The organism is Azospirillum sp. B506 (assembly GCF_000333595.1).
GTDB lineage: Bacteria > Pseudomonadota > Alphaproteobacteria > Azospirillales > Azospirillaceae > Azospirillum.
In genome coordinates, this window is the sequence record NZ_BADK01000263.1 from 1 (window position 1) to 19379 (window position 19379).

At 65.2% G+C, this 19379-nt stretch carries 18 protein-coding genes, 1 pseudogene and 1 riboswitch; of the genes and pseudogenes, 15 read left to right on the top strand and 4 right to left on the bottom strand.

Going from position 1 to position 19379, the window contains the following annotated elements; translation table 11 throughout:
- Positions 1-247, top strand: a 247-nt coding sequence (locus tag I71_RS39125) for a hypothetical protein (RefSeq protein WP_211098365.1), incomplete at its 5' end; no start/stop codon positions are given.
- 134 nt (positions 248-381) lie between these two features.
- Here the strand turns inward: I71_RS39125 and I71_RS08270 are convergent.
- Entirely contained in the window at positions 382-1062 is a 681-nt protein-coding gene (locus tag I71_RS08270) for an energy-coupling factor ABC transporter permease (RefSeq protein WP_012973429.1), read from the bottom strand.
- Between the two features lie 173 nt (positions 1063-1235).
- Positions 1236-1485, bottom strand: a riboswitch (cobalamin riboswitch).
- Between the two features lie 92 nt (positions 1486-1577).
- On the opposite strand from I71_RS08270, the gene I71_RS38190 reads away from it, so the two are divergent.
- The 6 genes from I71_RS38190 to I71_RS38730 all read left to right on the top strand — a co-directional run bounded on the left by I71_RS38190 (position 1578) and on the right by I71_RS38730 (position 6471).
- Complete coding sequence (locus tag I71_RS38190) at positions 1578-1748, top strand: hypothetical protein (RefSeq protein ID WP_159107359.1); 171 nt, start codon at positions 1578-1580, stop codon at positions 1746-1748.
- A 732-nt stretch (positions 1749-2480) separates the two neighbouring features.
- Positions 2481-3368, top strand: a complete 888-nt coding sequence (gene bla, locus I71_RS08275) for a class A beta-lactamase (protein ID WP_042693734.1) — start codon at positions 2481-2483, stop codon at positions 3366-3368.
- A 158-nt stretch (positions 3369-3526) separates the two neighbouring features.
- Positions 3527-3910, top strand: coding sequence for a BlaI/MecI/CopY family transcriptional regulator (locus I71_RS08280; RefSeq protein ID WP_042693737.1), 384 nt, complete (start codon positions 3527-3529; stop codon positions 3908-3910).
- Between the two features lie 17 nt (positions 3911-3927).
- A complete protein-coding gene (locus I71_RS34865) occupies positions 3928-5658 on the top strand; it encodes a M56 family metallopeptidase (protein WP_159107360.1) in 1731 nt (576 codons plus the stop codon).
- 202 nt (positions 5659-5860) lie between these two features.
- Positions 5861-6178, top strand: coding sequence for an acyltransferase (locus I71_RS38725; RefSeq protein WP_049975990.1), 318 nt, complete (start codon positions 5861-5863; stop codon positions 6176-6178).
- Positions 6175-6471, top strand: coding sequence for a hypothetical protein (locus I71_RS38730; RefSeq protein WP_049975991.1), 297 nt, complete (start codon positions 6175-6177; stop codon positions 6469-6471). The genes I71_RS38725 and I71_RS38730 overlap by 4 nt, the downstream gene beginning before the upstream one ends.
- 99 nt (positions 6472-6570) lie before the next feature.
- On the opposite strand, the gene I71_RS08300 is transcribed toward I71_RS38730, so the two are convergent.
- Positions 6571-7485 carry a LysR substrate-binding domain-containing protein gene (locus I71_RS08300; RefSeq protein WP_042693739.1) on the bottom strand — a complete coding sequence of 305 codons (915 nt, stop codon included), beginning with the start codon at positions 7483-7485 and terminating at the stop codon, positions 6571-6573.
- Between the two features lie 213 nt (positions 7486-7698).
- Between I71_RS08300 and I71_RS08305 the strand changes: the two genes are divergently transcribed.
- The 8 genes and pseudogenes from I71_RS08305 to I71_RS08345 all read left to right on the top strand — a co-directional run bounded on the left by I71_RS08305 (position 7699) and on the right by I71_RS08345 (position 16701).
- Positions 7699-8562 (top strand): transporter substrate-binding domain-containing protein, encoded by an 864-nt coding sequence (locus I71_RS08305; protein WP_042693760.1) that lies wholly within the window; start codon positions 7699-7701, stop codon positions 8560-8562.
- A gap of 68 nt (positions 8563-8630) precedes the next feature.
- A complete protein-coding gene (locus I71_RS08310) occupies positions 8631-9314 on the top strand; it encodes an aspartate/glutamate racemase family protein (protein WP_042693741.1) in 684 nt (227 codons plus the stop codon).
- Between the two features lie 49 nt (positions 9315-9363).
- Positions 9364-10023, top strand: coding sequence for an amino acid ABC transporter permease (locus I71_RS08315; RefSeq protein WP_042693743.1), 660 nt, complete (start codon positions 9364-9366; stop codon positions 10021-10023).
- A gap of 32 nt (positions 10024-10055) precedes the next feature.
- Positions 10056-10832, top strand: coding sequence for an amino acid ABC transporter ATP-binding protein (locus I71_RS08320; protein ID WP_042693745.1), 777 nt, complete (start codon positions 10056-10058; stop codon positions 10830-10832).
- Between the two features lie 196 nt (positions 10833-11028).
- On the top strand, positions 11029-12294 hold the full coding sequence (locus tag I71_RS08325) for an FAD-binding oxidoreductase (RefSeq protein WP_042693747.1): 1266 nt from the start codon (positions 11029-11031) through the stop codon (positions 12292-12294).
- A gap of 47 nt (positions 12295-12341) precedes the next feature.
- Positions 12342-14096: a thiamine pyrophosphate-binding protein gene (locus I71_RS08330; protein ID WP_042693749.1), complete on the top strand. Its 1755-nt coding sequence runs from the start codon at positions 12342-12344 to the stop codon at positions 14094-14096.
- Between the two features lie 130 nt (positions 14097-14226).
- Positions 14227-15257, top strand: a pseudogene (locus I71_RS08340) (IS3 family transposase).
- Between the two features lie 91 nt (positions 15258-15348).
- Positions 15349-16701, top strand: a complete 1353-nt coding sequence (locus tag I71_RS08345; protein ID WP_049975992.1) for a methyl-accepting chemotaxis protein — start codon at positions 15349-15351, stop codon at positions 16699-16701.
- Positions 16702-16963: 262 nt separating this feature from the next.
- Here the strand turns inward: I71_RS08345 and I71_RS08350 are convergent, their stop codons facing one another.
- Both I71_RS08350 and I71_RS08355 read right to left on the bottom strand, forming a co-directional pair.
- Positions 16964-18658 carry a methyl-accepting chemotaxis protein gene (locus I71_RS08350; protein ID WP_042693753.1) on the bottom strand — a complete coding sequence of 565 codons (1695 nt, stop codon included), beginning with the start codon at positions 18656-18658 and terminating at the stop codon, positions 16964-16966.
- 82 nt (positions 18659-18740) lie between these two features.
- The coding region (locus tag I71_RS08355) for an ABC transporter permease (protein WP_042693764.1) at positions 18741-19379 on the bottom strand (639 nt) is incomplete at its 5' end.

A 19379-nucleotide genomic window follows, 5' to 3' on the forward strand; every position in this document is an offset into this window, starting at 1 on the left:
GTCTCTTGGGGGGGCGGGACCTAGGCCCATTGCACGGAAACCGAATCCGGGCAACCTGGAACACCATCCAGTGATGGAGCGGGGCTTTCAGGGCGGCAATTCGCCGCATGGGCCGGACGCGCGGTCGAGCCGCGCGCAGGCGATCGATGATGCCACCGCTTGCACGCGCAATCAGGAAATGGGGATCTCTCTTGCCCACATTTCCATGCCGACCGGAAGTACCGGATCCGGTTTGCCGAGCATCTGAAGTCTTGTCGGAACGCCATCGATCGGTGGACGGTGAACCACCGTCATGACGTGATCCGGAACGATGACCCAGGCCGGAAGGCTTCCCATCGGGCGGCCGCGCGACGCTGCGGCGGCCCGATGGGATGAGGCCGGTCAGGCGCCCTGATGAAGGCGCTGGTTGAACAGCGGTCCCTGGCTGTAGCGGTGCAGTGCCTTGGCGGCGGCCAGGACTGCGAGGTCCGCCAGCGGTTCGATGATGATGACGCTCATGTAGGCGGCGCCGAAGCTGGCGACCTCCGCGAGGTTTTCCGCCGTGAAGCCGTGGCCGTAGATGGCCCAGAAGGCGACCCAGGCGACGATGCCGCCCTGATAGGCGGTGGAGAGCGCGAGGGCCTGCGAGTATTTCAGCTCGACATAGGGGGTGGCCGCCGGAACGATGCGCTTCGCCAGCAGGCCGATGCCCCACAGCGGCACCAGCAGGGTGGTGACGTTCATGCCATATTGCGGCAGGTCGAAGGGAGCGAAGAACACGCCCTGGATCAGCAGGCCGGCAGCGAGGCCGATGGCCGCGGCACCGGATCCGAACAGCAGCAGCAGGGTCGAGCCGAGGATGAGGTGGACCTCCGACACGCCGACCGGATGATGCGGCAGAACCTCGAAGAAGCAGAAGACGAGAGCTGTGGTGATCAGGCTGCGCAGCGCCAGCGAAACGGCCCCGCCATTGTTGCGGATGGCATCGAGCGCCATTTTTCCGGCCAGGGCGAAGGCGCCCGCCGCCGTTGCGTAGCTGAGGAGGATCTTGGCGCCGTCGACGACGCCGGGTTCGATATGCATGCCGCTTTCCCTTTTCCGAACCTGCCCAGAAATGAGTCGGGATGGCCGCCGCGGGGGCAGCCGCGCGCGTCGTTCCCCGATCCTCGGGGGCGGCATGCCGGATGGATGGCTTGCGGAAAGCGGGACGGTCGGGACCGTGCATCGGCAAGCGATCACCGGGGCACCCCGCCCGAGGATTTTCGTCTGGTTAGGGCAGGTCTCCTGGCTTGCGGGTCATTGCCACGCCGTCCGGCCTTCCCGGCGCGGCCAGTCTCCCGAGGGGAGCCAAGCGCCAGTGACACGGATTTGGACGATGCGGCTCGCCGCTCACAGTTGCGGGGGCAGCGCCGGACTTGCCACCGATCCCTGATGGGGGCGGCGCACCGGCTTCCCTCTTAGCCCCGCAGCTTGGCGTTGCGGGGAACCATAACCATCCCCACGGTAGGGGGGGCCGCCCCCGCCGTCAAGGGCGACTCCTGGTGTTTGCGTGATGCCGGCACGGAATGCCGGATGGTCGGCTTTTTTGGAAAAGGGAGATGATCGAGGTCAGGACGATGATCCGCTTCGCGGTGTCCGATGTGAAACTTCGTATAAAACGCGCTGGTTCGGCATTTGGGTCCGGCGGCCGCTTCGCGTTGATCCGCCAACGGCATGTCGGCCTTTTTTCCTGCCCGTTTGACATGGCGCCGACATTCCGTTGCGGCTGAAGGTCCGCCATGTCCGGGCTGTCCCGTTGCCGCGCACGCCCACGCCCAGCGGCAGATGGTCGTGGATGCCGGCAACTCGGTAGGTGGCGTTCATCCGGCCGTACCGAACCGGTGTCCGGGTGCCGTCGTCAGCGTCGCCCTCCAGTGTGTAGGCGCAGCCGCGGTCGCGGTAGGCCAGCTCGGTGGTGCGATCGCGCGGCTCCGATGGATTTCCCGGATGCCGCCAGTAGGCAGGATGCGGACGTTCTGCACCGCTAGATAAGGCGCAACCGCTTCACTCCCACCCCAGTTCAAAGATGATCCCTCGCCGCGGTATCGAATGCGAAACGGTCGAGGTCATAAGCAGGTGCGTCGAGGATCGGCAGACGGGAGCCCAGCAGCCCCAAAGGCAGACGACCTTTATCTCCAGCCTGCCACTCCGCCCTGTCACCGGACTGATATGGCAAGCCGTCCAGTGGCTCCGCGTCTCGCATCCGCGAACAGCCACACCCGTATGTAGACAAAAGTATCTAGACATGGTTGTCTACATATGTCACGATACATGCAACTCGACCTTCCGGCCTGCTGTCACCAGCAGGCCGACCTACCGTTCAAGCTGACAGAGATCTCGATTGTCAGGGGATCCGTTCCCTTGTTGCACAAAGGCGTGCCGGTGATTCTCCGCAGGCGCGCCGGACCATGCCGGTCAAGCTCTCGAAGGCGAATCATCGAAAAAGAGGAAGTTGAAACAGAATGCCTGCCGCAATCACCCGTCGTTTTTTCCTGATGGCCTCAGGAATAGCGATTCCAGGACTGTTCGGGTCGGGCGCTCAGGCCGATGATGGCCGCCGAAGCATCGAAGCACGGCTCAAGGAACTCGAGATCCGGAGCGGTGGACGCCTGGGTGTCGCCGTGCTGAATGTCGCGACCGGCCGACTGGTCGGCCACCGCATCGACGAGCGCTTCGCGATGTGCAGCACGGTCAAAGCATTGGTGGCGGCCTTCGTTCTGGCACGGGTCGATCGGGGCGAGGAGCGGCTCGACCGTCGTGTCGTTTTCACCGAACGCGATTTGGTGCCTCCCTCCAAGGCGACCAAACCTCATGTCGGCCCCGAGGGCATGACGATAGCGGAGCTTTGCGAGGCGGCCGTCACGGTCAGCGACAGCACCGCCGCCAATCTGCTCTTGGCCAGTTTCGGTGGACCGGCTGCGCTCACGACGTATCTGCGGTCATTGGGCGATCCGGTGACCCGCCTGGACCGCATAGAGCTGGATTTGAACATCGTCAAACCCGGGGACCTTCGCGACACCACGACGCCTGGAGCCATGGCGGAGACATTGCGACGCCTGCTTCTGGGGAACGCTCTATCCCACGCGTCCCGTATAAGGCTGACGACCTGGATGGTCGAGGCCAAAGATGCCGCCGCGCAGCGCCTGCGGCTCGGCTTGCCGGCGGGGTGGCGGATTGCCAACAAGCCCGGCACCTGGGAAGGGATATCGACCAACGATATCGGCGTGATCTGGCCCCCGCATGGCGGCCCCATCATCGTGACGGCCTATCTGGGGGAGGCGCCGGGATCGATCGGGATTCAGGAAAAAATCCTGTCCGATGTCGCCAGGATCGTGGTTGGAGAGGTATAACGAGCAATTGCCGCAATCATGGCGGGGAAGCGGCAGCGCCGGACCGGATCGGGGGCATGCTCGTCCCGATCCGCCTTTGACTGATTTAGACGGCCCCATCCAGAAAACTTGTCTAGATTTGGCAGGCTATACGCATCCCTCTGTTCCGACAGGCCGTCATGAGCAAGCCCGACCCATCGTCCAAGCCGACAAGCGCCGAGCTCGACGTCCTTCAAGTCCTTTGGCGAATTGGTCCGTCCAGCGTCAAGCGGGTCCATCAGACGATGCAGGTCACCCGGCCCGACATTCCCTATGCCAACGTTCTGCGGATCATGCAGGTCATGCATTCCAAGGGGCTGCTGACCCGTGACGAGAGCGAGCGTTCCCATGTCTATGCGCCGGCGGAAAGCCAGAAAGCGACGCAGGGCACCCTGCTGCGGGAACTCATCCACAAGGCTTTTGCCGGTTCGGGCAAGGCACTGATCCTGGCAGCGCTGCATGGCCATGTCAGCCGGGAGGAGCGGAAGGAAATCGAGAATCTCCTGCGCGAGGATGAGCTGTGACCGGGCAAGAGCTCGAGGTGGCCAACCTCCTGGGAGGGGTGCTGCTCGATTTCCTCTGGAAGGGGGCGATGATCGGTGCCGTTGCGGCGTTCCTTTTGAGGGCACTGCGCCACGCCGATCCGCGAAGCCGCTACGCGGTTCTCTGCGGCACGCTGGTCCTCTGCGCCCTCTTGCCGGCGGTCCAGCTCTGCCGGGGCTGGATGTCCGTGGCAGCGGTGGGCGGCCGGATCGGGACCCTGGATGTCCGATCGATCGACGCAGGCCCCTCATGGCCGGTGCCCATGGACCCTGACTGGCTGCCCTGGCTGGCGGAAGCTTGGCTGGCCGGAGTGGCCGTCATGGCGGCACGGCTCGTCGTTGGTCTGTTCTGGGTCCGGCATGCCGTGAAATCCAGTCAAAGCTGGTCGGACCCGCAGTGGGACGCGCGTCTGTCTCAGTTGATGACGCGTCTGGAACTCCCCCGATCCGTCGGTTTCCGGATTACCCACACCATCTTGAGTCCGGTAACCGCCGGCTGGTGGCGTCCGGTCGTGCTGGTGCCTGCCGGACTGCTCGCCAGAATGCCGCCCGATCTGCTGGAGGCTGTACTGGCGCATGAGTTGGCCCATATCCGGCGCTTCGACTATCTCGTCAACCTGCTGCAGACCGTGATCGAGGTTCTGCTCTTCTTCCATCCGATCGTCTGGTGGCTGTCGCGGCGCATCCGGGTGGAGCGTGAAAGGATCGCGGACGACATCGCCGGCCGGCTCATCGGCTCGCCCCGGAGGCTGGCGAACGCACTCGACCGGCTCAGCCGCTTGCAGCAGGTGCCGGCTTCGGACTGGATCGCGCAACCGGCGCGTGGTGGAGACTTGGTGGACCGAATCCGCCGTCTGGTAAGCCCCCCTCCTCGCCCGTCGGGCCGGAGCATGGTCGTCCCCATCGCTGCGGCAGGAATCCTGCCGGGCGCCCTGGGAGCGTGGTTGTTCTGGTCTGCAGTGCTCGCCCCCGCCATCACGACGACGGCTGGTTCCCCTGCCGGTGGTGACGGGCCGATGCTTGCGGGCATCGAGGCCTTCATCGACAGGATCGGACCGGCCAATCTGCTGGTGGTCGACGAGACATCCGGCGACCGGCTGATGCATCGGGGCGAGGACAGCGTGGTGCCGATCGCGTCCCTGACCAAGCTGATGATGGCGATGGTCGTCCTGGATGCCAAGCCGGATTTTGAGATGCCTATCCAGATCGAACGGCAGGACGCCGACGCGACGCGGGGCGGCACGTCTCAATTGCCTGTCGGGGCACAGATGCCGTTCCAAACCCTGCTGCGTCTGGCGCTGATGGCTTCCGACAATCGCGCCGCACACGCACTTGCACGAAGCTATCCGGGAGGAGCCCAAGCATTCGGGCGTTCCATGCAGGACAAGATATCGACCCTCGGCCTCCGGAACACGACCCTTGCCGATCCGACCGGGCTGTCGCCGGACAACAGGTCCACTGCATCCGAAATGGGACGGATTGTTGCTGCAGCAGCGGGTTATGCAGAAATCACACGGGACACGACCCAGGTGGCGGACAGGGTCATCGTCGACGGAGCGCCGCTCGACTACCGCAACACGAATCCGCTCGTCGGCCAGCAGGGGTGGGACATCCTGCTGTCGAAGACCGGCTTTTCGGATGCCGCCGGCCGCTGCCTCATCATGCGCGTCCGCTCCGAGGGGCGTGACCTGACAATCGTGCTGCTCAACGGACACCCGAAACCGGCCTGACCGGCGACGGGCTGAACACGCGCCAAAGCGAAGACACCGCTGGAAATTCTCGCCACAGGCCGGCTCGGCCTGTGAACCCCCCCTTCATTGTTCGGAGTTCCCATGCACGGCAAATGGTTGATGGCCGCTCGCATCGCCCGCGATGCGCTTTTGCGCGAATGTCCGGCGTTCACCGTCGGCTCCTGCGAACTGTGACTCCGTCATGAGCGTCGGGGTGCGAAACCACCGGATCGACCTTCTGCGCGGAGTGTCGATCCTGCTTGTCCTATTCCACCACTTCAACATCGCCTATCCGTTGAAAGACACGATCCTGGCGGCGGCGGTCGGCTGGCCCGCGGTCCGCGCCGTGGCTCGCAACGGCAACTACGGCGTCACCATCTTCTTTGTCATCTCGGGGTTCCTGATCACCTCCAATGCCATCAGGCGCTGGGGCGGATTGGATCAGATAAGGCTGTCCAGCTTTCTTGCACTGCGGGCCGGTCGCATCATTCCGTGCGTGGCCCTGCTGCTGCTCATGTGAACCTGCTGGCGGCTGCGGAGATTCCGATATTCCAGAACCGAGGGGCCGTGTCGTCCCCGCTGTCCCTGTGGATGGTCAACCTTGCCGGCCTGACGTCCTGGATGAAGGTGCTGATCGCGCAGCACGGGTGGGTCAACTATCCGCCGGGCGTCTTATGGTCGCTTTCCGTCGAGGAGATGTTCTACCTGCTGTTCCCGGCTGAGCTGGTTTCTTCGACGACCTCAGCTTGCCACCGTTTCAAGAAGGTGGAAGGGCCGTCCACCACATCAGCTCAGTTCTCACGATCGCGCTGACGGCGTCGGTCTGCGGGGCTGAGAGCTGTTCGGACTTTGCCGATTGAACCGCGTTCAGATTTCGCGCCTCGGGACCAGATGAGCTGGACCGTGGGCAGCTCAATCATCCGCCGTGGCGCTCTGTTCATAACGGCGGGTTTGACGGATGAGCCAATCGCGGAACAGAATGACGTTGGGTTGGTGGGCCTTGCGTTCTGGATAAACCGCATAGAAGGAGTCGCCGGAGCGGATGGGCTCGCCAAAGGGCATGTGCAACTCGCCCCGCGCCATTTCCCGCTCGATGTAGCAAACCGGGATTACGGCAATGCCGATGCCGTGGACGGCTGCGTTGATCAGCATGTCATTGTGGGCGAAGCGGTTGCCCTGGATCCGTCCGCTGTAGTCCAGCCCGGCCATGCGCAGCCAGTGCAGCCACAGGCTGGGACGGCCGGCGTTCTGGAGCATTGGGAATTTGGCGAAATCCAGCGGATCCAGCCTTTCACCCGCCGCGATCAGGGTGGGTGAGGCGACGACCGCCAGCTTTTCCTCGAACAGCTCGATGGATCGGGTGTGCAGCCAGGTGCCGGCACCGCGCAGGATGGTGATGTCGAACCGCGTCGTGTCGAAATCCGTCGTCGGCAGGGCCGGCGAGACCTCGATCGGGATGTCGGGGTGGGCAGCGATGAAGGAGCCCAGCCGCGCCGGGAGCCAGCGCGAGGCAAGCGTATGATGGGTTCCAATCATCAACGAGGACTCTATGCTGCGCCCGCGCACGGCGTCGATGGAGATTTCCTGGAGCTTGTCGAGCGCCAGTGCCAGATCGCGGTAATAGGTGGCGCCGACTTCCGTCAGAACCAAACGGGGACCGGATCGGTGGAAAAGGGTAACGCCAAGAAAATCCTCAAGATTCCGTATCTGCCGGCTGATTCCGCTTTGGGTCAGGCCAAGATCCTCGGCCGCCTTGGTGAAGTTCATGAACCGCGCCGCCGCTTCGAAGGCGTGCAGTGCCGAAAGGGAGGGAAGATATCGCCGCATGGTCGCCCGCCTGCCAGAGCATGAATAAAAATCATGATAGACCTATTTTTCAATGTTTTTTCCAGCGTGCGTTCTGCGTCATCAAATAGTCTCATCAACGGAACGTCCCGACCGATGGGAGATGGCCAGGACCGCGGAGAGAGACAGTCCGCTGCCCGGCTACCGCCTCAGGTTGAATGGATTCCGGCAATATTGAACGGACAGGGGATCGAGATGGTCAGCAGACGGGAGTTCGCCGGACTTGTCGGGATTGCCGCCGCCGGAACGGCCACGGTGGGTGCGGGCGCACTGGCGCTTTCCACGCCGGCCCTGGCCCAGCAGCCGGCCGCCGGATCGACCTTCGATCGGGTTCGCAGCACAAAGAAGCTGCGCGTCGCCGGCATTGTCGGGACCGAACCCTATTACCACAAGGACATCGCCACCGGCGAATGGTCCGGCTTCTGCATGAGCATGGCGCGCGATCTGGCCAAGTCGCTGGAGGCGGAGCTGGAGATCAGCGAGACCACCTGGGGCAACGCCGTCCTCGACCTGCAGGCCAACAAGATCGACATCATGTTCGGGCTGAGCCCCACGCCGTCGCGGGCGCTGGTGGTGGAGTTCACGCGGCCGATCATGCAGAACACCTTCACCATCATCACCAAGAAGGGGTTGGAACCGAAGACGTGGGAGGAGCTGAACAAGCCGGACATCCGCGTCGCGGTGGACATCGGGTCCACCCATGACCTGTTCGCCCGCCGCGTTCTGCCAAAGGCGACGCTGGTCGCCCTGAAGACCCCGGACGAGGCCACGCTGGCCGTCCAGACCGGCCGCGCCGATCTGGTCATCCAGGTCGCCATGCTGTCGCTGGTGACGGTCAAGAAGAACCCGAATGTCGGGAAGATCATCATTCCCGGCCCGGCCATCCGCCAGCCGACCTGCGCCGGCGTGCGGGCCGAGGACAGCCCGCGGTTCCGCACCTTCGTGGACAATTGGCTGGAATACAACCGCTCCTCCGGCGTGGTCACCGACTGGATCACCTCCAGCCTGGAGCTGGTCGGGGTGCGCAAGGAAGACATTCCGCCCGAACTCCAGTTCTGACGGCGGCTGCGGCCTTCCGGCCGGCCTATGGGCGGCATTCGGCGAGGCGATTGGGAAGGAGATCGGGAATGGCCCGACCGCTTGGCATCATCATGCTCGACACCGCTTTCGAGCGGCCGGTCGGCGATGTCGGCAATGCCGGCAGCTGGCCCTTTCCCGTTCTCTATCGGACGGTCTCCGGCGCATTGCCGCGCGACGTGGTCGATGGCCGCGAGGGCGGGCTGATGGATGCCTTCGTCGCGGCGGGCGAAGAGCTGATCCGCCAGGGAGCGGCAGCGCTTCTGACCTCCTGCGGCTTTCTGGTGCTGCGCCAGCGCCCGCTCGCAGCCCGGCTGTCGCGGCCGCTGGCCACATCGAGCCTGCTGCAACTGCCGCAGATCGCCGCCATGCTTCCGGCCGGCCGGACGATCGGTGTCGTCACCTATGACGCCGGCTCGCTGACGCCCGCCCATTTCCACGAGGCCGGCTTGACGGAGACGTCGGGCCTGCCGCCCGTCGCCGGCCTGCCGCGGGGCGGGGCCTTCCATCGGCTGATCGAGAAGAACGAGCCTTACGACCGGCCACGCCTGGAGGCGGAACTGATGGCGGCGGTGGAGGAGCTGGTGCGGCGGGAGCCGGCCATCGGCGCCATCCTGCTGGAATGCACCAACCTGCCGCCTTTCTCTGCCGCGATTGCCGCCCGCTTCGGGCTTCCGGTCTTCGACGTCCTGACGCTCGGCCGCTGGCTGCATGCCGGGATCCCGGCGGGCTGACCTCGGAACGGCGGAAGTCCGGCCGGACCTAAACACACGGGATCGATAGATGCAGTATCAATGGGATTTCGGTTTCCTGCTGCAATACAAGGGTTTGATCGGGGTCGGCGTCCTTTATACACTCGCCTTCACCATCGGCACGGCGGTGTCCGGACTGGTGGTGGGATGCATGATCGCCCTGGCCCGGCTGTCGAACATGCGCGTCGCCACGGCGGTGGTGACCGGCGTCATCGAGATCTTCCGTTGCACCCCCGTTCTGGTGCAGCTGGTCTGGGTCTATTATGCGCTGCCGATCCTGACCGGCATCGAACTGAGCCCGTCCGTCGCCGCCTTCATCACGCTGACGCTCTACGGCGCCTCGTTCTTCGGCGAGATCATCCGGGGCGGCATCATCTCCGTCGACATGGGGCAATGGGATGCCGGCCGGGCGCTGGGCATGCGCCGGCACCAGCTGATGGGCGATGTGATCCTGCCTCAGGCCTTCCGGCGCATGGTGCCGCCACTGGTCAACCAGACGGTGCTCCAGCTGAAGAACACCTCGCTGTTGTCGGTTCTGGCGGTGCCGGACCTGCTCTATCAGGGGCAGTTGATCACGTCGGCAAGCTACCGGCCGTTGGAGACCTACACCATGATCGCCGTCATCTATTTCATCATCCTGTTCCCGCTGACGCGCTTCGCCCACCGGCTGGAAGCGCGGATGAGCCACTGACGGCAAACCAACTGCTGCGGGAGTGAAAAGACATGTCCGTCCAGAAGATGATCGAGCTGGTGGGGGTTCGCAAATCCTTCGGCAAGGTCGAGGTGCTGAAGGACATCACGCTCAACGTCGCCAGGGGCAGCGTCGTGGCGCTGATCGGGCCGAGCGGGTCGGGGAAATCCACCCTGTTGCGCAGCGTCAACCTGCTGACGGTGCCGGATCAGGGCTTCATCCGGGTCGGCGAACAGGCCCTGGATTTCACCCGTGGGCACCGGCTGCCGGGCGACCGCGAACTGTCGGCCTTCCGCGCCAGGACCGGGATGGTCTTCCAGACCTTCAACCTCTTTCCGCACATGAGCGTTGAGGAGAATGTGATGGCAGGCCCGGTGAAGGTCCTGCGCATGCCCAAGGCCGACGCGCGGACCCTCGCCCATGAACTGCTCGCCAAGGTCGGGCTGGCCGACAAGGCCACGGCCCGTCCCGACACGCTGTCGGGCGGGCAACGGCAGCGGGTCGCCATCGCCCGCGCCTTGGCGATGAAGCCGGAGGTGATGCTGTTCGACGAGGCGACCTCCGCGCTCGACCCTGAGCTGGTGGGCGAGGTGCTGGCCGTCATCCGCTCGCTCGCCGCGGAGGGCATGACCATGCTGCTGGTGACGCACGAGATGGCCTTCGCCCGCGATGTCGCCGACCGCGTGGTGTTCATGCGCGACGGCTGCGTCGTCGAGGAAGGCCCCGCCCGGCAGGTGATCGAGACCCCGTCCCAGCCGGCGACCCGGGCGTTCCTCAGCCATTTCCACAACGGGCTGGGACCGTCCTGACGGCGGTTCCCCTCCCGTCGGGCTGAGCGGCCCGCTTTTCTTTCATCGCGACCATCCGGCTCCGGCCCGTTCACGGGCGGCGGCGACGGGCGTCCCATGCCCGGCGGCCATGCCCGGTGGCAATGTCCGGCGGCCGGTCGCGCGCACCATCGAACTGTCTCAAGACCTGCCTCGGAGGAGGCGCGAAAGGGCGGCAATGCACGTAGTTGTCTCGGGGGCGGGAATCGTCGGCGCCAGTTGCGCGCTGGAACTCGTCCGTGATGGTCATCGGGTGACGATCCTCGAACCGGCCACCCCCGGCGGGCGGCAATCGGCCAGCTATGGTCACGGTTGCTGGATCAGTCCGGCCTCGGTGGTGCCGATGTCGATGCCCGGCCTGTGGCGGCAGGTGCCCGGATATCTGTTCGATCCGCAGGGGCCGCTGGTCATCCGCTGGGGTCATCTGCCGCGACTGGCTCCCTGGCTGTTCCGCTTCATGATGGCGGGCGCCACCGTCGGCCGGGTCGAACGGACGGCCGCGGCGCTGGCTTCGATCCTGGCCGACAGCCCCGGCCGGCATCAGGCGCTTTCCAGCGAGGTGGGGTGCGGCGAACTGATCCGGCAGGACGGGCTGCTTTACGCCTATCCCGACCGGCCGGCGTTCGAGGCGGAAGCGTTGGCATGGCGGCTGCGCCGCATGACCGGCCTGACATGGCGCGAACTCGACCGTGCAGGGTTGGAAGCCCGCGAACCCGGCTTGTCCGACGTCTACCGCTTCGGCGTGCTGGTGGAGGAGGGCGCGCATTGCCGCGATCCGGGCCGGTATGTTTCGGCGATCGTCGCGCATGCGGTGGCGTTGGGCGCCCGGCTGGTGCCTGCCCGTGCCACCGGTTTCGCCTTCGACGGCAGCCGGCTGGCGGCGGTGGAGACCGATGGCGGCCCCATTCCCTGCGATCGGGCGGTGATCGCGTCGGGCATCCGATCCAAGGCGCTGGCCTTTGCGGCCGGCGACCCTGTCCCGCTGGAGGCCGAACGCGGCTATCATGCCGTCGTGGAGGACGGGTCGGCCGGCCCTCTTCATCCGGTAATGCCCAGTGACGGCCGGATGGCGAACACGCCGACCGCCGATGGATTGCGTCTGTCGGGGCAGGTCGAACTGGCGTCCATCGACGCCCCGCCCAACTGGAAGCGGGCCGACATCCTGATCGACCATGCCAGGAAGACCTACCCGGGATTGCCGGGCGGATCGGAGGCGGTGCGCGACCGCTGGATGGGACATCGCCCCTCGACGCCGGACGGCCTGCCGGTGATCGGTCCGGCGTCGCGTTCCTCCGACATCATCCATGCCTTCGGCCATGGCCATGTCGGCTTCGCCAGCGGACCGATCACAGGGCGCATCGTCGCCGATCTGGTTGCCGGCGCCAGTCCGCTTCGCGATGTGGCTCCGTTTGCCGCCAGCCGTTTCGTTTTCGGCCGGGCCTAGGTCCCGCCCCCCCAAGATGACATTTCGCTTCCAAGGAGAAGATCACGATGCGTGGCGCGGATATCCTGGTGGAGATGCTGATCGCCTATGGAGTCGACGTCGTGTTCGGCGTTCCGGGCGACACCAACGTGCCGTTCTATGAGGCGCTGCAGGAGCGCGAAGGGCGGATCCGCCATGTCATGGCGCGGGACGAACGGTCCGCCGGATACATGGCCGATGCCTATGGGCGCTTCACCAGCAAGCCGGCGGTGTTCGAATGCCCGTCGGGTGCCGGCGCCATGTATTCCCTGCCGCCCGTCGCGGAATCCAACGCCTCGTCCGTGCCGGTGATCCTGCTGACCATCGACATTCCCCTGCCGGGGGAGGGGCGCGGCGTCCTGACCGAACTTGACTGCGCCCGCCTGTTCGAGCCGGTCACCAAGATGTCGGTGCAGGTGAAGTCGGCCGAGAAGCTGCCGGAAATCCTCCGGCGCGCCTTCCGTGTCGCCTGTTCCGGCAAGCCGGGCGCCGTCCACCTGCAAATCCCGGAGGACATGCTGCGCGCCGAGGTCGATCCGGCCCGCGTGTCCCTGCATGTCGAAGAGGAGTGCGCCAGCTTCCCGGCCTATCCGACCCTGCCGACTCCGGACACGCTGCACCGGCTGATGGTGCTGCTGTCGGCCAGCGAGCGGCCGCTGATCGTCTCGGGTGGCGGGGTGAACCGGTCCTGTGCCGGTCCGGAAGTGACGGCGCTGGCCGAGCGGCTGAACATTCCGGTCTGCACCACCATGACCGGCCAGGGCACCATGCCGGACGATCATCGTCTGGCGGTCGGGGTGATCGGCGACAACGGCTTCCATCCTCATGCCAACTGGGCGCTGGAGCATGCCGACTTCGTGCTGTTCGTCGGCTCGAAGATGGGATCGGTGGTGACCATCGGCTGGACCTTCCCGAAGATCACGCTGAACAAGCGCGTCGCCCAGATCGACATCGATCCGGAGATCATGGCGAACAATTACGAGAATGTCCTGTCGGTGCCGGGCGATGCCAAGCTGACGCTTGCACAGCTGATCGACCTCGCCCCGGCCGACCGCGATCACGGCAAGACCCAGCCCTGGGTCGATGAACTGAACGGGCTGCGCGCGGAGTTCTGGCGCAACGCCGAACCGCTGCTGAATTCGGACTCCCTTCCCTTGCGGCCGGAGCGGGTGGTGCGCTGCTTCAACGAGGCGCTGGAGGCCTATGGCAAACCGGCCCACATCTATTCCGATGCCGGAACGCCGACCCCTTACATGACCCGTTTCCTGAAATTGAAGGACCGGCGCACCCGCTTCGCGATTCCGCGCGCCTTCGGCGGCCTCGGCTCCGCGCTGCCGGCCACGGTCGGTGCCTGGTTCGCCGACAAGGAGCGCCGTCCCATCGGCATGTTCGGCGACGGTTCCTTCGGCATGGCGGTGGGCGAGCTGGAAACGCTGGTCAGGCTGCAGGTGCCGGCCATCCTCCTGCTGTTCAACAATGGCACCTTCGGCTGGATCAAGGGGCTGCACCGGCTGCGCGGTCACAACCAGTGCTTCAGCGTGGATTTCATGCCGCCGCAAGGTCAGGCCATCGCGGAAGCCTTCGGCGTGAAGGCGTGGACGGCCCGGACATCGGCGGAATTGGACAAGGCGCTGGCGGACGCCTTCGCCTACGGCAGCGGCCCCTGCCTGATCGACATCCATGTCGAATCCATCGCCGACCGGGTGCCGCCGGTCTATTCCTGGCTGTCCAAGCGCGGCCGGGATCCGCTCGCCATCGAAAGCGAGGAGGTCCGCTACGCCTGACCATTCATGATGTCCTGTTCCGGCGCTGACCCGTGGCACGGTCAGCACCGGTACCAGCCCTGGGTGAGGCGGTCCCCGTTTCCCGGACAGTCGGCTAAGCTTGGTTCGCCCAGGGAGAAGGACGGACCCGATGACGGGGAAACGGAAGCGATATTCGGCAGAGTTCAAGGCGAAGGTGGCGCTGGAGGCGATCCGGGGCGAGCTGCCGGTGTCGCGGCTTGTCGCGAAGCACGGCGTACACCAGACACTGATCAACGCCTGGAAGAAGCAGGCGATGGATGGGATGGTCGGGGTGTTCTCCGGCAAGGTGGAAGCCGCTGAAACCAGCCATCAGGGCGAGGTGGAGAAGCTGCACGCGATGATCGGCCAGTTGGTCGTGGAGCGGGATTTTTTGCGCAAGGCCTCCGGTCGATGAGCATCGGTCGGAGGCGGGAGCTGGCCGAGGCGGATCATCCGGGTCTGTCGATCACCCGACAGTGCGAGCTGGTTTCGATCAGCCTGTCCAGCCACTACGGACCGGCCACAAGCGAGCCTGCCGCGAACCTGGAGTTGATGCGGCTGATCGACGAGCAGTTCGTGGAAACGCCCTGGTACGGCAGCCGGCAGATGACCCGGCATCTGCGCCGTCATGGCCATGAGGTCAACCGCAAGCGGGTTCGCCGCCTGATGGCGCGGATGGGGTTGCAGGCGGTTTACCAGCGCCCGAAGACGACCGTGCCGCATCCCGAGCACAAGATCTGGCCGTACTTGCTGCGTGACATGACCATCGACCGACCCAACCAGGTCTGGTGCGCTGACATCACGTACATTCCCATGCGCCGCGGCTTTCTGTACTTGGTGGCGGTGATGGACTGGGCGACACGCAAGGTCCTGAGCTGGCGGCTGTCGAACACCATGGACGTCGAGTTCTGCATCGAGGTCGTGGAGGAGGCTATGGCACGCTACGGCCGGCCGGGCATCTTCAACACCGGATCAGGGCAGCCAGTTCACCAGCCCGCGCTTCACCGGCCTCTTGACCGCGGCCGGCATTCGGGTGTCGATGGACGGGCGCGGCCGCTGGATCGATTATTACAACGCCGAACGCCCGCACCGGCGCTCGGCGGCAGAACCCCGGCAGAGGTCTACGAGTGCTCTCCGGACCGAATCAGAATGGCGGCATAACACGAACCGGAACCAAGCTTATTCTAGCCGCCAAACTGTCCGGGAAACAGGGGCCACTTCAACCATCCCGGACCCCAGCCGTAAGACGCAGGTGGAGGAGCGGTTCGCCGCCCTGCGCAAGGCCACGGAGGCGGAACCGGGCGGATTGCTCGCACTGACGCACAGCGTCGTCAAGACACGCGCCGAGCTTACCGCGCTGGGGGAAAGCATTGGTAAGGCCGAAATCCGGCTGAACGACGTTGTCGCGCGGACCGCGGCCGAACAAAATCAGATCATCCAGAGCGCCCAGACGAGAATGGCGGACACGGCGGCACTGGCCCGTCTCGTCATGATCGGGCTGTCGGTCGGCGCGATCATCATTGCCATCCTGATTGGCTACTTCTACGTCCAGCGCAGCATTCTTCGACGTCTCACGATCCTCAGCGAAACAACCGGACGGTTGTCCGAAGGCGATATCGCGGCCGATATTCCCCCGGCCTCGGCCGACGAGCTCGGTTCGATGGCGGCAGCCCTCCGGGTTTTCAAAGCGAACGCCGAAGAGAAGATGCGGTTGGAGTCCGATCGGTTGGACCGTGATGCCAAAGCGGTACGCGAGCGGGCGGCGGAAATGGAACGGATCGCCGGGGCTTTCGAGGCATCGGTTCTCGGCATCGTCAACGCGGTTTCCACCCAGGCCAGCGACATGCAGCAGATCGCGCGAAGCATGAAGGAAACCGTCGACGGAACGGGGGAACGGACCAAGACGGTGGCAACCGCCTCCGAACTGGCGTCGGAGAATGTGCAGATGGTGGCCGCATCTGCCGAACAATTGACCGCGTCCATCCGGGAAATCACCAAGCAGGTGCTGGTCTCGGCCGATGCATCCGATAGCGCTGTCCGAGAAGCCCAGCAGGTCCAGGAAGAGGTCTCCAAACTGAACGTGGCCTCCGCGCGGATCGGCGAGGTTATAGGCATCATCAACGGCTTGGCTGCCCAGACCAATCTGCTGGCCTTGAACGCCACCATCGAAGCCGCGCGGGCTGGTGAGGCCGGCAAGGGATTCGCGGTGGTCGCCAGCGAAGTGAAGACCCTGGCAAAGCAGTCGGCGTCAGCGACCGATGAAATTGCCGAGCAGATCGGCAGAATTCAGCAGCAGGTCGAACAGTCGGTATCGTCCATCGCCAGAATCGTCAAGACGATCGAGAATCTGAATTCGATCTCGACCGGCATTTCGGCAGCGGTGAACCAACAGCAGGCAGCGACCAACGAGATCTCGCGCAGCGTCCAGATGGCTGCCCAAGGCGCCATGGAAGTTAATAACGTAATCCGCGAGGTTGCGGAAGATGTCGAGGATACCGGCAACGCGTCCGGGTCCGTTCTCGAGGTTTCCGATCGGCTGGCAAGACAGTCGGAAGATATGCGGCACGAAGTGGCCACCTTCCTCGACACCATCCGCAGGGCCTGAACCTGTCCCCAGCGGTGGTGTAGGAGCGGACAGGCGCTCGTGGTCTTCGTGTGGTCTGGCCGGGCTTATCAGGCTGCCACGGCGGGCAGGTCGACGAAGGGATCATCGCCGGGAGGAGCGATGAATAGCTTGCGCGGCCTCACCGCTTACGACGCAGTCTGCGGAGACTGGACGGATGAGGCCGCCAGATTCACGCACATTCCGCACCGTCAGAGCCTGGAATCGAACATCCGGGTATCGAGTTGCGTGCGCTTGCCGTTCGTCAGGCCGCATGCAGGGTGTCGAGAAAGCCGGACACGGCCTGACGCATCCGCGTGGTGTCTTCCGTCACCGAACCGGTGGTCCGGACCATGCTGACCGAGGCGTCACGCGCCATCAGAGCGGCGTGGTTGACCGCGTCGATGTTCGACGACACGTCGCGGGTGTTGGCCGCTACGTCGTTGATGTTGGATGCGATCTCGTCCACAGCCGTGCTCTGCTGGCTGACCCCGGCCGAAATCTGGCCGGCGATCTGGTTGATGCGCTCGATGGTCCGGGTCACCTCGGTGATGGCGCTGACGGCGGTGCTGGAGGACGACTGGATCTCGGCGATGCGCGTCTGAATCTCCTCCGTCGCCTTGCCGGTCTGGGAGGCGAGGTTCTTCACCTCGTTGGCGACAACGGCGAAGCCCTTGCCGGCTCCGCCAGCCCGCGCCGCCTCGATGGTGGCGTTCAGCGCCAGCAGGTTGGTCTGGCTGGCGATGCCCGAAATCAGTTCGACCACCTTGCCGATTTCCTGCGCGGCATTGGCGAGCCCGGTCATCACGTCGGTACTGCGCCTGGCGTCGTCGCTCGCCTGTTGGGCGATGCTGGCGGAATCGGCGACCAGACGGTTGATCTCGCCAAAGGAGGCGGACAACTCCACGGTGGCGCTGGCCACGCTGTCGGCGTTGGCGGACGCGCGTTGGGCAGCGGCCGACACCGCGTCGGCATGCTCGGCGGTTTCCGACGCGCTGCTGGTCATGGTGGTCGCGGCGCTGGCCATGCCGGCGGTGGAGGTAGCCACCGTTTCCACCAGAGCCATCACCTGCTCCTCGAAAGAACGGGCGACGCGGGCGAGGTCGCGGCGACGGGCCTCCGCCGCCTCGGTCTTCAGCCGCTCCTGTTCGGTCTGAAGGCGCCCGGTCTCTTGCATGCTCTCGCGGAACACGCGGGCGGCGCCGATGATGCGGCCGATCTCGTCGTGGCGGGCGGCGGCGCGCTCGTCGAAGCTGACGCTGAGATCATGGCCGGCGAGCCGCTCCAGCGTGTCGGCGACATTCAGGATCGGGCGGGAGATGCTGTTCACCAGATAGACCCCGGCGGCGACGGCGACCAGCGCGCACAACGCCAGTGCCGCGAGCACCAGCAGGCGCGCCTGCCGGAACACCATCTCGCCGAGGTCGGCCACGGCGTCGGCCTCCTTCCCGGCGCTTTCGATCAAGGCGTTCAGAGTCTCCTGCACGCGGGTGAAGGCCACAGCGCTCGGCCGTTTGAACAGGCTGGTGGCGGCCACGACGTTGCCTTGCCTGGCCATGTCGCGCACGCGGTCGCTCACCTGCCGATACTGGTCCCAGGCTTCGTCGAAGTCGGCGAGGCGCTTGACCATTTCACCCGACGAGAACAAAGGCCCGGCCTCCTTGCGAAGATTGGCCAGCGCCTCGAGCACGGCCGGGCGCTGGCGCTCGACCAGCGACACCTGCATTTCGTTGGTGGTCAAGGCGTAGGCGGCTTCAAGGATGCGGTCGTTCTGCGCTGCTTCGAGAAGCCGGCCAGCGGTGTGTGCGCTGGCCAGCAGACGTCCGCGGATCGTCTCCGATGTGTTGTTCAGGGCCTCCATCCGGTCGACCGTGAAGACGCCGAAGGCGCCGACGAAAAGGATCAGGCACAGCACCGCGGCGCTGATCTTGATGCGGATGGACAGGGGCGGAACGGGCATCGGCGGGGCACTCCGCGAAGTGGCGGCTGGGGTAATGCGAAATCTTGAACCGCAAGGGGGGCCGGAGCCCGCCCCGAACCGATCAGCCGTGCGGATTGCCCTTCAGCCGTTCGTTGCGGCGGCGCAGCAGTTCCATGCTCGCCAGCAGGATCACCGAGATGATCGTCAGCACCACCGCCACCGCGGTGATGGTCGGGCTGATGTTCTCGCGGATGCCGGCGAACATCTCGCGCGGCAGGGTGCGCTGTTCCGGTCCGGCCATGAACAGCACGATCACCACCTCGTCAAAACTGGTGGCGAAGGCGAACAGCGCGCCCGACGCCAGACCCGGCAGGATCAACGGCAGGATCACCCGCCGGAAGCCGACCATTGGAGTGGCGCCAAGCGAGGCCGCCGCCCGCGACAGGTTCATGTCGAAGCTTTGCAGCGTCGCGCTGACGGTAATCACCACGAAGGGCGTGCATAGTGCCGTGTGCGCCAGGATAAGGCCGGAATAGCTGCCGGTAAGCCCCAGCGGAGCGAAGAAGAAGTACAGGCCAACGGCGGTGATGACGCCGGGGACCACCACCGGCGACAGCACAATGGCCAGCACCAGTGGCTTGAATTTGCTCTTCCACTGCGCGAGGCCGAGGGATGCCAGCGTGCCCAGCACCATCGACAGGATGGTCGCGGATACGCCGATGATCATGCTGTTCTTCAGCGACAGCATCCAGCGAGGGCT

What these genes read in the sequence shown, in the direction of transcription:
- I71_RS08325 (WP_042693747.1), top strand. Translation starts at nt 11,029, where the DNA reads ATGCACGTAGTTGTCTCGGGGGCGGGAATCGTCGGCGCCAGTTGCGCG.
- I71_RS38725 (WP_049975990.1), top strand. Translation starts at nt 5,861, where the DNA reads ATGAGCGTCGGGGTGCGAAACCACCGGATCGACCTTCTGCGCGGAGTG.
- I71_RS08315 (WP_042693743.1), top strand. Translation starts at nt 9,364, where the DNA reads ATGCAGTATCAATGGGATTTCGGTTTCCTGCTGCAATACAAGGGTTTG.
- I71_RS08320 (WP_042693745.1), top strand. Translation starts at nt 10,056, where the DNA reads ATGTCCGTCCAGAAGATGATCGAGCTGGTGGGGGTTCGCAAATCCTTC.
- I71_RS08330 (WP_042693749.1), top strand. Translation starts at nt 12,342, where the DNA reads ATGCGTGGCGCGGATATCCTGGTGGAGATGCTGATCGCCTATGGAGTC.
- I71_RS08310 (WP_042693741.1), top strand. Translation starts at nt 8,631, where the DNA reads ATGGCCCGACCGCTTGGCATCATCATGCTCGACACCGCTTTCGAGCGG.
- I71_RS08300 (WP_042693739.1), bottom strand. Translation starts at nt 7,485, where the DNA reads ATGCGGCGATATCTTCCCTCCCTTTCGGCACTGCACGCCTTCGAAGCG.
- I71_RS08305 (WP_042693760.1), top strand. Translation starts at nt 7,699, where the DNA reads ATGGTCAGCAGACGGGAGTTCGCCGGACTTGTCGGGATTGCCGCCGCC.
- I71_RS08280 (WP_042693737.1), top strand. Translation starts at nt 3,527, where the DNA reads ATGAGCAAGCCCGACCCATCGTCCAAGCCGACAAGCGCCGAGCTCGAC.
- I71_RS08270 (WP_012973429.1), bottom strand. Translation starts at nt 1,062, where the DNA reads ATGCATATCGAACCCGGCGTCGTCGACGGCGCCAAGATCCTCCTCAGC.
- I71_RS38190 (WP_159107359.1), top strand. Translation starts at nt 1,578, where the DNA reads ATGATCGAGGTCAGGACGATGATCCGCTTCGCGGTGTCCGATGTGAAA.
- I71_RS08350 (WP_042693753.1), bottom strand. Translation starts at nt 18,658, where the DNA reads ATGCCCGTTCCGCCCCTGTCCATCCGCATCAAGATCAGCGCCGCGGTG.
- bla (WP_042693734.1), top strand. Translation starts at nt 2,481, where the DNA reads ATGCCTGCCGCAATCACCCGTCGTTTTTTCCTGATGGCCTCAGGAATA.